This is a genomic window from Pseudanabaena sp. CCNP1317 (genome assembly GCF_034931345.1).
Taxonomy (GTDB): Bacteria; Cyanobacteriota; Cyanobacteriia; order Pseudanabaenales; family Pseudanabaenaceae; genus Pseudanabaena; species Pseudanabaena galeata.
Genome location: NZ_JAYGIF010000158.1, coordinates 1 through 12,648, shown reverse-complemented (window position 1 = coordinate 12,648; position 12,648 = coordinate 1). Strand labels below are relative to the sequence as shown.

12 protein-coding genes are annotated in these 12,648 nt (G+C 43.4%); 6 read left to right on the top strand and 6 right to left on the bottom strand.

The window, feature by feature from the left end; all coding sequences use genetic code 11:
- Nucleotides 1–188: 188 nt before the first annotated feature.
- The 3 genes from VB775_RS24800 to VB775_RS24790 all read left to right on the top strand — a co-directional run bounded on the left by VB775_RS24800 (nt 189) and on the right by VB775_RS24790 (nt 3,359).
- Nucleotides 189–1,229: a transaldolase gene (locus tag VB775_RS24800; RefSeq protein WP_281006787.1), complete on the top strand. Its 1,041-nt coding sequence runs from the start codon at nt 189–191 to the stop codon at nt 1,227–1,229.
- 100 nt (nt 1,230–1,329) lie between these two features.
- A complete protein-coding gene (locus VB775_RS24795) occupies nt 1,330–2,949 on the top strand; it encodes an AAA family ATPase (protein ID WP_281006786.1) in 1,620 nt (539 codons plus the stop codon).
- A gap of 35 nt (nt 2,950–2,984) precedes the next feature.
- Complete coding sequence (locus VB775_RS24790) at nt 2,985–3,359, top strand: DUF1257 domain-containing protein (RefSeq protein ID WP_281006785.1); 375 nt, start codon at nt 2,985–2,987, stop codon at nt 3,357–3,359.
- On the opposite strand, the gene VB775_RS24785 is transcribed toward VB775_RS24790, so the two are convergent.
- Nucleotides 3,356–3,538, bottom strand: a complete 183-nt coding sequence (locus tag VB775_RS24785; RefSeq protein WP_103667401.1) for a hypothetical protein — start codon at nt 3,536–3,538, stop codon at nt 3,356–3,358. The genes VB775_RS24790 and VB775_RS24785 overlap by 4 nt on opposite strands.
- 298 nt (nt 3,539–3,836) lie before the next feature.
- Nucleotides 3,837–4,595 (bottom strand): EAL domain-containing protein, encoded by a 759-nt coding sequence (locus VB775_RS24780; protein WP_281006784.1) that lies wholly within the window; start codon nt 4,593–4,595, stop codon nt 3,837–3,839.
- Between the two features lie 146 nt (nt 4,596–4,741).
- Between VB775_RS24780 and VB775_RS24775 the strand changes: the two genes are divergently transcribed.
- Nucleotides 4,742–5,287: a CAP domain-containing protein gene (locus tag VB775_RS24775; RefSeq protein ID WP_281006783.1), complete on the top strand. Its 546-nt coding sequence runs from the start codon at nt 4,742–4,744 to the stop codon at nt 5,285–5,287.
- A gap of 51 nt (nt 5,288–5,338) precedes the next feature.
- Nucleotides 5,339–5,965, top strand: coding sequence for a pseudouridine synthase (locus VB775_RS24770; protein WP_281006782.1), 627 nt, complete (start codon nt 5,339–5,341; stop codon nt 5,963–5,965).
- On the opposite strand, the gene VB775_RS24765 is transcribed toward VB775_RS24770, so the two are convergent.
- The 3 genes from VB775_RS24765 to VB775_RS24755 form a co-directional block, all read right to left on the bottom strand.
- Nucleotides 5,921–6,655, bottom strand: a complete 735-nt coding sequence (locus VB775_RS24765) for a lipoate--protein ligase family protein (protein ID WP_323217047.1) — start codon at nt 6,653–6,655, stop codon at nt 5,921–5,923. The two genes, VB775_RS24770 and VB775_RS24765, sit on opposite strands and share 45 nt — an antisense overlap.
- A 57-nt stretch (nt 6,656–6,712) precedes the next feature.
- Nucleotides 6,713–7,177 carry a YbjN domain-containing protein gene (locus tag VB775_RS24760; RefSeq protein ID WP_281006780.1) on the bottom strand — a complete coding sequence of 155 codons (465 nt, stop codon included), beginning with the start codon at nt 7,175–7,177 and terminating at the stop codon, nt 6,713–6,715.
- Between the two features lie 282 nt (nt 7,178–7,459).
- On the bottom strand, nt 7,460–8,080 hold the full coding sequence (locus VB775_RS24755; protein WP_281006779.1) for a DUF2808 domain-containing protein: 621 nt from the start codon (nt 8,078–8,080) through the stop codon (nt 7,460–7,462).
- A 250-nt stretch (nt 8,081–8,330) separates the two neighbouring features.
- Between VB775_RS24755 and guaA the strand changes: the two genes are divergently transcribed.
- On the top strand, nt 8,331–9,881 hold the full coding sequence (guaA, locus tag VB775_RS24750; protein WP_281009438.1) for a glutamine-hydrolyzing GMP synthase: 1,551 nt from the start codon (nt 8,331–8,333) through the stop codon (nt 9,879–9,881).
- Nucleotides 9,882–9,923: 42 nt separating this feature from the next.
- On the opposite strand, the gene VB775_RS24745 is transcribed toward guaA, so the two are convergent.
- Nucleotides 9,924–12,494: a CHAT domain-containing protein gene (locus VB775_RS24745; protein WP_281006778.1), complete on the bottom strand. Its 2,571-nt coding sequence runs from the start codon at nt 12,492–12,494 to the stop codon at nt 9,924–9,926.
- Between the last annotated feature and the right edge of the window lie 154 nt (nt 12,495–12,648).

Genomic DNA, 12,648 nt, shown 5'->3' with positions numbered 1-12,648 from the left:
AATAAATTTAGACAAATTAGCTCAGTTTATTAAGTCAATGAGATCTACATTTTTCTTAATAAAACTTTATTAAATTCGCAAACATCATGTTTTCTCCCCTATTCAGGCAGTGATCTTGTAGTTTCCCTAAAGGTTGCCTAACCCTCAAAATTGTTAAGGTTAAGATAGGCGTGCAAAGGTAGCCAGTGATGACTGGTGCTATGGAGGACATGATGCCTAATGATTTGCCCAAAAGTTTTCTCGATCAGTTGCGTGAAATGACTGTAGTGGTTGCCGATACAGGTGATATCCATGCGATTGAGATGGTGAAACCTCAAGATGCAACCACAAACCCATCCTTGATTACTGCGGCGGCTCAGATGCCCCAATATCAAGAGATTGTTGACGAGACCTTACTAGAAGCTAGAAAAGATCTAGGTAAAGAGGCTCTACCAACTCAAGTGGTTTCTTTAGCTTTTGATCGCTTAGCGATCGCCTTTGGGATGAGGATTTTGCAAATTATTCCTGGTCGTGTTTCCACTGAGGTAGATGCGCGTTTGTCTTACAACACCGAAGCAACGATCGCTAAGGCGCATTATTTAATTTCACAGTATGAGGCTCATGGGATTTCCCGCGATCGCATCTTGATCAAAATCGCCTCAACTTGGGAAGGGATCAAAGCTGCCGAATCACTTGAAAAAGAAAGTATTCATTGCAATTTGACCTTGCTATTTGGGTTACACCAAGCGATCGCCTGTGCTGAGGCAGGCGTGAAATTAATTTCACCCTTTGTAGGACGGATTCTCGATTGGTACAAAAAAGATACAGGTAGAGATAGCTATCCTGCTGCCGAAGACCCAGGGGTATTATCAGTGGCGAGAATTTATAACTACTACAAAAAGTTTGGTTATAAAACCGAAATCATGGGCGCAAGTTTTCGCAATATGGGCGAGATCGTTGAGCTGGCGGGCTGTGATTTGTTGACAATTTCCCCTGCTTTACTGGATGAGCTACACCATACCCAAGGCGAACTAGTCCGCAAACTTGATCCCGAAATTGCTTCTCATGCCGATATTGCCCAAATCCCCATGGATAAGGCGACTTTTGAAGCGATGCACGCTAGCGATCGCATGGCAGCCGAAAAGCTTGATGAAGGAATCAAGGGTTTTTCTAAAGCACTAGTTACCTTAGAGGAGCTACTCACTGACAGACTAGCCAAACTCGAAGAGCAAGTACTCGCAGCAGCCTAATAATGTTCCCAGCGCCGAAGGCGCTGAAAACATTGATTTTTATTCCAGAAGTAGGGTGGGCATTGCCCACCCTACTTTGCTTATTGCTATACTTGCCAATATGTCGCCACAATCGCCAATAATTCCAGTATCTCCCCTCAAAAGCAGAGTCTATCAAGCTCTGATAGAGCAGTTTGATTTATTACTCCGCGCCAAATATCCACTGATATATATAGTTACAGCCGAAGAAGAGCCTGTTGAAGACATTTTGACAGAGGTAGCTTTGCAATCTAGTCCTAGCCGCAGAATCTTGTTTTGGGACATTGCCAGAGGCTGGAACGACAATAATGCGGATAAAGGATCGGTGATGGCGGCTTTGTCACGGATTGCTCAACGGGATAAGGCAACTAAGGATGGCGATAATGTCTTATATGTGTTGCGAGATTTGCATCCGATTCTTAAATATCCCCATCACGATCGCCACATTCCGATTATTCGTGAGTTAAAAAATCTTGCTCGGGATCTGAAACTTGATCGCCGCACTATCGCTTTAACTAGTCATGTCCTAGAAATACCGCCTGAATTGACCGAAGAAATTACAGCCATCGATTTTCCTTTGCCTGCGATCGCCGAAATCGAATATTTAATCAAGCAAAAAATCTCACCAAATAAACTGAATTTGTCTAAATTAGCCTTGGAGCAACTAGTCAAGGCTTGTCAGGGTTTGAGCCGTACCCGTATTCAAAGAGTTTTAGCTAAGGCGATCGCCGAAAAAGAGCAAGTTAACGATGCTGACATTGATGCTGTCCTTGCCGAAAAGCAACAAGCGATCAGACAGACGGGAATTTTAGAATTTTTTACCGTTAACGAATCGCTGAAAAATGTGGGCGGTTTAGACAATCTCAAGCAATGGGTAAGGATTCGACGGGATGCTTTTACGGAAGAGGCAAAGCGCTATGGTATTCCCACGCCCAAGGGTGTTTTATTGGTCGGCATTCAAGGTACTGGCAAATCTTTATCAGCAAAAACGATCGCTAATGAATGGCGATTACCATTATTGCGTCTGGATATCGGCAGGCTATTTGGGAGTTTTGTAGGTGAGAGTGAGAGTCGGATGCGGCAGATGATCCAACTTGCTGAGGCAACTGCCCCCTGTGTATTGTGGATTGATGAGATCGATAAAGCCTTTGGTAATGCCAATGTATCTACTGACGGGGACTCGGGCGCAAGTCGGCGTGTATTTGGAACATTGATCACTTGGATGCAAGAAAAAACTGCCCCAGTTTTTATTGTTGCCACAGCTAATAATGTCCGAATTTTGCCAGCCGAACTTTTGCGAAAAGGAAGATTTGATGAAATCTTCTTTTTAAATTTACCCACCGAATCGGAACGGCAAGAAATTTTTAAAGTGCACCTACAAAAATTACGCCCCAGTCGTTTGCGCGAGTTTGATCTGATGCTTTTATCACGACATACCAAAAACTTTAGTGGGGCAGAAATTGAACAAGTAATTATTGATGGTATTCATCGCGCTTTTGGGCGGGGTAGCAGTGGCAACCGCGAAGATTTCACCACCGAAGATATCATTAGTGCGATCGAGGAGACTGTCCCATTAGCAGCGATCGCCTCACAGCAAATCGAATCCCTCAAACAATGGGCGGCTGAGTCTGGTGCAAGAACTGCGTCTAATGATGAACAATTACTTCAAGAATTACGAAAATTCGCAATTAACTTAGAATAAATGCAGTGCTTTGCGCTTCCTTTATTCAAAATTTTATGTCCCACTTTACTACGATCGCCATCGAAATCAAAAATGGTGACTTACTTGAGCAAGCGTTGCAATCGTTAGGCTATCCTATCAAGCAAAACACTTTAGTGCGCGGATACCTTGGCGATGCTACTACAGCCGACTATGTGATCCCCATGCCTAATGCCTATGACATTGGCTTTCGGAAAGTAGGCGATCGCTATGAACTCATCGCTGACATGTGGGGCTTAGCGATGAATATTGAGGAATTTCTAGGCGAACTAAATCAGCAATACGCTACTCAAATAGTTTTAGAGAGTGCTACTCAACAAGGCTTTGCGATCGAGCAACAGGAATTATTAGAAGACGGGACGGTGCGGATTGTGATTGGTCGCTGGGCTTAATCGGAATTGCGAAATAGGGTTAAAACTGGTACACAGGCTCCAACACATGATGCGATCGCTCCAATTCCTGAAAAAATATGAGGAGCTTGAACATATTTAACTATTTCGTCTGTAGCCAAAGGCAAGGTTGCGAGTAGCACACACGACACACCTAAGCGAACTGCTAATTGATGAATCATGGTTATTACTTGAATTCTACGTTTTCTGAGCTGTCAATATCTCACACTAGGTTGACTGATGGGGATCGTCATCTACAAATAGAGTGATATATCAAGATTGAAACGTTATATAAATATCAATAAATGTCAATTTCTGTGAAGGTATAGACCCAATAGAGAGTTGCGGCGCTTCGCGCCGCAACTCTCTATTGGGTTTTAGTTTGTCCAGATATAGAAATCCCAAATGAATCGTGAGAAAGGCAAGGGTTTGAGAGAGTGCGCCCCGAAGGGGCGCACTCTCTCAAACCATGTAGGATTGCTATAGATTATTTAGAGCCGCTAAACCTTGAAATTTTGGCTTGGCAAAATAATAACCTTGGAATAGCTCAATTCCAAAAGATTGGAGAATATTTAGCTCTTCGTAGGTCTCAACGCCTTCAGCGATCACCTTAATATCTAACTCTTTACATACTTGAATAATTCCTTTAACGATCGCTTTGCGACCCTTATTTTGATCAATGTGGCGAATTAAACCCATATCTAACTTGACTAAATCAGTTTGGAACTCAGCTAATAAGTTAAGCCCTGAGTAGCCCGCCCCAAAGTCATCGATCGCTGTTAAAAAACCCTGTTGTCGATAGTATTGAACAATTTCTCGAAGATGTCCATGATCCTCAATTTTCTCTCCTTCAGTAATCTCAAAGATAATACGGTCAACAGGAAACCCAAAGGTCTCAGCAGCTTCAAGAGTTGTCCGAATACATAATTCAGGACGATAAACTGCATTTGGCAAAAAATTAATACTGACAAAAGATTTAATATTTAGCTTCGCCCCCAATTGCACTGCCTTGACTCGACAAGCTTGATCAAAGCGATAGCGATTGTCATCATTGATTCGCGCCAAAATTTCACCCGCAGGCTCCTGATTGATCCCCCTAACTAAAGCCTCTTGGGCAAAAACTTCCTTGGTAGTAGTGTTAACAATTGGTTGAAATGCCATCGTAAAGTCAAATCCTAATCCCGCTCCCTTTGTACATTCAGCGCAACCAATTGTTGTGTGGTCTTGGTAAGGTGTCATTTGTGTTACCTAAATATTTCGTTGCATATTTTTAAAACTTAAATTTTTTTAGAGCCTGTAACTTACGTTCTTTAATATGGGAACCCTTAAGTGATGGCAAAGTCAATAACCATGTGTATTTATTCACAAGTTGTGCAACTAATTTTATGAAATCAACTTTAGTCTGCTGTAGCCTTTTGGTATTTGGGGGGACAATGGCGATCACATCTGAGTTAGGTGCGACATCTTCACTCAAACAACAAAAACAAGTTTCCCCAATCCAATCTATTCGTAACATCAGCCAAAGTACTAGTCGAGTCAGCTTTGAAGCTGAGTTATTAAAGTTGACGAACTTAGAACGGAAAAAAGTCGGTTTGCCTCCACTAAAGCTATCTTCACAATTGACAAGCGCAGCTCAGTCACATGCTGGAGATATGGCAAGGAATAATTATTTTAGCCATACAGGGCTGAATGGTTCAAGTATGGTAGACAGAGCTAAGAGGACTGGCTATAAATATTCGGCATTAGGCGAAAATATTGCCGCAGGTAAAGCTACACCTGAAGGAACAATTCGACAATGGATGAATAGCTCTGGACATCGTGCCAATATTCTCAATGCTAAGTTTACAGAGATTGGATTTGGATATGCGAATGCGTCCAACTCCCCCTATCGGCATTACTGGGTACAAGTATTTGGTAAGCCACAGCGCTAGATTAGAATAAAAAAGCTCGCAGTGCGAGCTTTTTTATTCTCTAAAAAATTTATGAGCGATCGCCCCGATATTCCCAAATACATTCCCAAATATATTGTTTTCTATAAACCCTATGGCGTTCTCTGTCAGTTTACTAACGATAGTGGATCTCCCCGTCCTACTTTAAAGGAATATATTGATATCCCTGAAGTGTATTCAGTAGGAAGATTGGATTTTGACAGTGAAGGATTGTTACTCCTCACCAATGATGGACAGTTAAAGCATCGCTTAATCGATCCCCAGTTTGAACATCCCCGAACCTATTGGGTACAAGTAGAAAACATTCCCACTGAAGCAGCTTTACAGAAATTGCGTAATGGGGTGACCATCCAAGGATATCGGACTAAACCAGCGATCGCTAATTTATTAGATACTGACCCAGATTTACCAGAAAGGATTCCGCCTATTCGATTTCGCGCCAATATTCCTACAGCATGGATTGAGATGACATTAACCGAAGGAAAAAATCGACAAGTTAGGAAAATGACAGCAGCAGTTGGTTTCCCGACTTTGCGACTAGTACGTGTAGCGATCGCCCATTTAAGTTTAGGAGATCTAGCTGTGGGACAATGGCGAAATTTGACTCCAGCAGAACTACAAGAACTCCGCCTGAAAGTAATCCCGCGCCGATTGAGATAGAACATCGATAATTTCTACGGCTAAGTCTTTGTGGGTATTCCATGCCAGTTCTTGGTAACCAACAATTGGAACTTCTGCTTGAAATAGCTCTGTCAATAACCTGTAATTAGGATTGATCGAGATTGATCCGTGCTGCAAAACTGAATTATGACGATACACTTGAGCGCTACCGATCAGTTTGCGTCCGTCCGCAATTACTAGATCCGCATTGGTTGCTGTGGAGAAGCAACTGGGATTGTGAATATAGCCCCGCCCTGCCTTGCCATAGCTTAGATTAATCCCCAACTTGGCAAAACCTTGAATGAGAAATTCGCTGATATATTCGTAGATCTCACGATGCGATCGCTTTCTGCCAAAGGTATTGTCATCAAACTCACCAACTTTATCCCCACAAATATCAGCACTGGTAATTACTGCATAAGTCAACTCGCCTTGATGCAGCACAGCACGCCCCCCACTCGGACGACGAACGATATCGAGATTATGCTTTTGAGCGATCGCATTCCAACGAACGGGATATTGCTTTTGATGAAGCCCTAAAGAAATTGCGGGTGGAGTCCAGCGATAAAATCTTAAAATTGATGGTGATTGCGGATCTTGACTATGAAGATCGAGCAAAGAATTATCAAGAGCCATTTGCAACTTTCCCGATATCTCGGAATAAGGAACAAGCTGCCATTGTTTGTTCATGAATTTATAAAAATGACAAGAAAGTACCCAAGGGATACTTTCTTATAAAACACAGTTCTATGCGCCAAAATTTTCTTTTAATACTTCGTCATTGTCATCAGCGATCGCTGCCACAATCGTGATGATCCGAGAAATTTCCGCAGGTGAAAGATCCTCGACAGAGCGGGAACACAATACCAGTACTTGATCGTTCTGGATTGCATAACGAGCTTCAAAGGTATCAGCAGCGTTTTTCTCTAAAAGCCAGCGTGTCATTTTTGCTTCATCTTTAAATGGTGCAGCCAGTACTGTCGAAAAAACAGTAAAGGTATCATCAGGCTCAGTTCCAGTAATGTTGACAACTACCTCTACAGTGCCATATTGAAATTTCCACGTATCCTCGGTCTGGTTTTCAAGAGCCGAATTGTCAGCATCCATACTGGCGATGACAGTCTGGATCGTTTGCACAATGTGATTAGTCGGGGGTGCAAAACTAGACTCTGCTTCTACAGGAGTTATGGGCGATTCTGTTGTGAAGGTCATAGTTATTTATCTAGTTACTATCTGCCAATAGTGTATAGCAAACGTCAATGTTTTTTTATAAAACACCCTGTTAGTTGAGTAGGGTGGGCAATGCCCACCCTACTCAACTAAATAACTAATAACTGATGTTACGTGGAAGGAATTCTTGCGATGGCGTAAGTCTAGGGCTGGCACGGGGGCACAGCCCCTACAAGATCTAAAATTTACAGGTAGGGGCAATCCCCCCGTGGTTGCCCTGTTATGCTAACAGCTAGAGGTTCATTATCTGAGTTCCACGTAACATCAGTAATAACGTGAATCGTAGAAACTGAGCCTGCCATAACCAAGAAATTGTGAATTTGGGCGATCACCTTGAGGAAATGCAGTCACTCCAAAGAGGTAAACACCATCATAACGAGGATTGCGGACAGGTCGCAGTCCTACAATTAGCTTACTGTTAAGCTGATTGCTGGCAGGAATTGGCGGGTCAAAAGTAATTATCACTTTATCGCGATTTTGACTTGGCAAAATCTCAGTTTTACTAGAAATAGCGATACGCTCTCCTGAAGACAACTGCAAATAAGCGATCGTTTCATTGCTCAGAAAATCAACCGCATCAAAACCTTCTGTTTGAGTAACTTCTAGCTTTTGTAAAGGCTCCCCCATATTTTCAGGTAAGGCGATCGCAAAGTAATAAATCGCACTCCGAGAATAAATCCGATTTACAGTGGTTTCCGCCCCTAAAAGAAATGGCAGTTGTACAAAATAGGTTTTGCCATCACGTAACTGCACGGCTCCTGCTGAGGAATTTAAAAAACTGTTAGAGAGAAAATTTTGATTGTTACCTACAAAAACTGGTATCGCTAAAATTGATAGTGTAGAAATAGGTAACAATGCGATCGCAGTCATAACTTTTTTACGCATTTTTTTCACCATAAAGACGTACCGTTTTGCTAGCATTGTAGGAATAGCTACTTTTTCGCAGCGATAGGCTTACCGAAAGCCTGACTATCTCATTAAATGCTATCTCATTAAGATAGAGGTATCTACTGTGGTTTCTTCCCCTCCAACATCGTCGAATGCAGTACTAAATCTTGAAGGTTCTCTTTCTTCTAGTACTGATTCCCCTATCCCAGACTCTGATCGTACCACAGACAATATAACTAGTCGTTCAATGATCGCTATTCTCGATTTTGGCTCTCAGTACTCGGAGCTAATTGCTCGACGTATCCGTGAGACACAGGTTTATTCTGAGGTTTTAACCTATCACATATCAGCCGAAGATTTACTGAAGTTTAACCCCAAAGGCATCATCCTATCAGGTGGTCCTAACTCTGTTTATGATGCAGGCGCTCCTCAGTGTGATCCTGAAATTTTTAATTTGGGCATTCCTGTTTTAGGTGTTTGCTATGGAATGCAACTGATGGCGAAGCAACTCGGCGGTAAGGTCGAGCAAGCTGAGCGTGGGGAATATGGTAAAGCTGAGTTACAAATTGATGATCCCACTGATTTATTTACTAATGTAGATACAGGTGTCACCATGTGGATGAGTCATGGTGACTCAGTAATTGATTTACCTAGAGGATTTGAAGTATTAGCACATACCGCTAACACTCCCTGTGCGGCGATCGCCGATCATGACAAAAAGCTATATGGGGTACAGTTCCATCCTGAGGTCGTCCATTCCGCAGGTGGGATGGCGATGATTCGTAATTTTGTTTATCACATTTGTGAATGTGAGCCAAGTTGGACAACTGATGCTTTTATCGAAAATTCGATCCGTGAAATCCGCGCTCAAGTCGGTGATAAGCGGGTATTACTAGCTCTTTCAGGTGGTGTAGATTCTTCCACACTTGCCTTTTTATTGCATAAGGCGATCGGCGATAAACTCACCTGTATGTTTATCGATCAAGGCTTCATGCGAAAGCTCGAACCAGAACGCCTCGTCAAACTCTTTGAAGAACAGTTCCATATTCATGTTGAGTATGTCAACGCTCGCGAAAGATTCCTTGAGAGGGTCAAGGGAGTTACTGATCCTGAGCAAAAGCGGAAGATTATTGGTGGCGAATTTATCAATGTTTTTGAGGAAGAATCCCAGAGATTAGGGCCATTTGACTTCCTTGCTCAAGGCACTCTTTATCCAGATGTAATTGAATCTGCTGATACAAACGCTGATCCAGTCACTGGTAAACGTGTTGCTGTCAAAATTAAGAGCCATCACAATGTAGGCGGCTTACCCGATAATCTGCGATTTACTCTCGTAGAGCCACTTCGCAAACTCTTTAAGGATGAAGTGCGGAAAGTTGGTACAGCGCTTGGACTTCCCGAAGAGATTGTTAAGCGTCAGCCGTTCCCCGGTCCTGGCTTAGCGATTCGGATTATCGGTGATATTACGAGCGATCGCTTAAATACTTTACGTGATGCTGACTTGATCGTGCGTCAAGAAATCAATCGTGCAGGTCAATACAATAATCTCTGGCAAGCGTTTGCGGTGCTGTTGCCCACAGTGCGTAGTGTTGGTGTGATGGGAGATAAGCGGACTTATTCGCATCCTATCGTTTTGCGCCTTGTTACCAGTGAAGATGGCATGACTGCGGATTGGGCAAGGGTCCCCTATGATCTGTTGGAAATTATTTCTAATCGGATTGTCAATGAAGTGGAAGGTGTCAATCGCGTGGTGTTAGATATCACATCCAAACCCCCTGGAACGATTGAATGGGAATAATGTCCTGAAAATAGACTCGGATGCGAAGCATCCGAGTCTATTTTATTGCCAATTACCTAACAAAATAAAAGGCGACCAATAGTAAGGATGGTCAAATTTTTTGTTTTTGAGTAAGGTGAGTTGAGAGGAGCGAAGCGCTTCGGCTCTGGTGACATTGCGATCAGCGAGTTTGGCATATAAGTCAGACATCAGAATAGCCGTAGCATCATCACTAATTTGCCATAACGAACCGATTGTGCTCCGCGCTCCTGCTCGTACAGCAATTCCTGCCAAGCCTAAAGCCGATCGCTTATCACCAGTCGCAGTTTGACAAGCGCTTAAAATCAGCAGTTCTAATGGTTCTGTATCATTGTGTTCTAGCGATCGTAAAATTCCATTTAACTGTTCAATATTCACTTTGCGATCCCATGCCACGATAAATGTGTCAATGGCTTTGGAGCTAAACTGTCCGTGCGTAGCAATATGCACCACAGGGAATGGAAAAGCTTGTAAAGAATGTTGGAGATTTTGGCTAGTGAATGTGTCATTGAGAAGTATCTCCGATCTGTTGCTGCCAACTCTTTTTTGAATTGATTCTAGTTCTTGTTGAACAGCGGGAAGTGTGGAGAAAGCAAAGCGCGACTGGGTTAAGCCTACTAGTAATACATTGATTTGCTTTTTGGAGATCGGTTTAGAGTCTAATAATTGCAGTCCGGGGGATGAAGCAAGATTGTATTTCTCAATCAAAAATTGTTTGCCGTCATGTAGGGCGGCAAAGGGAATATTACGCAGTGCGTCGTCAGAAACAATCACAAGGGTTTGGACTTTGTTGCTTGCCAGATCGGCTTCGAGAGGACGGACTGTCCAGTTATAGATGGTTTGGGCTGATTCCAAATAATCTTGAGAACTGACATCTCGGAGATTAGTTCGGAAGTCGATCGCATTTGACTCTACTTCAGATGCCGCGATCGCTGTGGTGTAACGCTTGATATTTCCATCAGGTAGGGTAAGTAGGACTTCAAGGCGATCGCTGAGCGTAATCACGTAAACGATGGCGGCGGTTCGGTCAATTTTTGTGACATCATTCGACTGTGTTTTGAGACAGTCATTACGGAAGAAGTTTACCAATTCGGCAAATTTTAAAGATTCAATCACCGATTGTGTCTGTTTCAGTTTTTGCTGATTGTTTTGTTTATCGTTAGAGCCACTGGTGTCGAGGAGCAAGCTCACATATTCTCGGTATAGAGGTTCGACGCTTTCTTGAAAAGAGAACTGGGCATTAGTAGAAGCGGATGCTAAGTCACTTTGAATCGATTTAAGTACTTCGACAGCTTGATTGTAGGATATCAGGGACTCTTCATTCTTGCCAGTGGCTTTGAGCAGTCTGGCTAATTGCCAATGCCACTGATAGGTGAGTTCGTCGGTGTTGTTTGCTTGTGCCATGACGATCGCTTCACGAGTGAGCGATATCGCTTCGGGAAATTGTTGATTTTGTTCGTACAGATGACCAAGCGTACCAAGGGCATAAATATGGGTGCGGTTATCGCCAAGGGTTTTAGCTTGGGCGATCGCTTTTGCTAATAGCAGCGCGGCGGCTTCTCGTTGTCCGTGTTTCCCCAGAATCTCAGCATAGCGGATACGGTTTTCGATGCCATTGCGACTGAGGGGCAGCATCTCGATATTGGGCTGCATTTGGATGAGTAAGTGATCAAGTTCTGTCTGCTGGTTAGTTGTTATAAGTAAGTCGGCTAGACTAAGTTGAGCATAAATGCGATCAAGGGGATAGAAGGCAGTTGTGATTGCTTCGGTATAGAAATTAAGGGTTGTGGCAAGTGCGTCCTCATCTTCTGTTCGTGTCTGCGCCAGATGACCGAGATCGCGCAAGATTCCACTTTTCAGTGTATGGGCGGCGGGACTATCTCCCAATTTTGCTAAGATTTGCCGACTCTGTTGCAAATAGGGTAGGGATTTGGCAGGTTCATCGATTACCATTAAAATGTTACCGATGTGGTGGAGAAGTTCCACTTTTAGTAGGGAATCGGGTTGCTGCATGACTGATGCATTGGCGATCGCGATCATCTGATGGGAGCGAATGAATAGTCCGAGTCTCTGGTAAGCTCTTGCTTGATTAATGACGTTACGAATACGCGCAGGTTCGTCACTAAGTTGTTGATGTAAGATCAGTGCTTCTTGCCATGTTTGCAATGCAACTTCAGATTTGCCCTGTGCAAAAGCTAAACTACCCTGCGTATCTAATGCTTGGGCGATCGCACGTTGTACATCAGCCGTGACTGGTTGCAAAGACTTAGTTAGTTCTAGACTGGTGGTAATTGCACTTGTTGCTTCTTGCCATTGTCCTAGTTCGCGATAAGTCAAGGCGAGGTTGGCTAAGAGAACTGCTTCATGCAGGCGATCGCCTTGCTGACGGTAGAGAGTGGCGGCTTGTTGCCACTGAGAGGCAGCTTCGGCAAAGCGTCCTTCAGCAAAGGCATTGTGTCCTGCTTGGTGCAGCTTTTCGGGAGCGCTGACGGTAGCTGATTGGATCGGTGGGTGAGGTATGAGGGCGATCGGGCTACTCCATGCTGGTGCTGCCAGTAACAAGACTGCGGCTAGGCTAGTGAAAAATGTTTTCATGGCTTTTATCCTTTCGCTAGCGAGGACGGGTGCGACCTTGACATAATACGAAGATTGTAGAACAATGAAAGAATAACGAAGGAGATCAAGAAAGAAAATGTCGGCAAAGTTAATAAGTGTAGAAGGCACAAAAGTAAAAATCGAACTTACAATT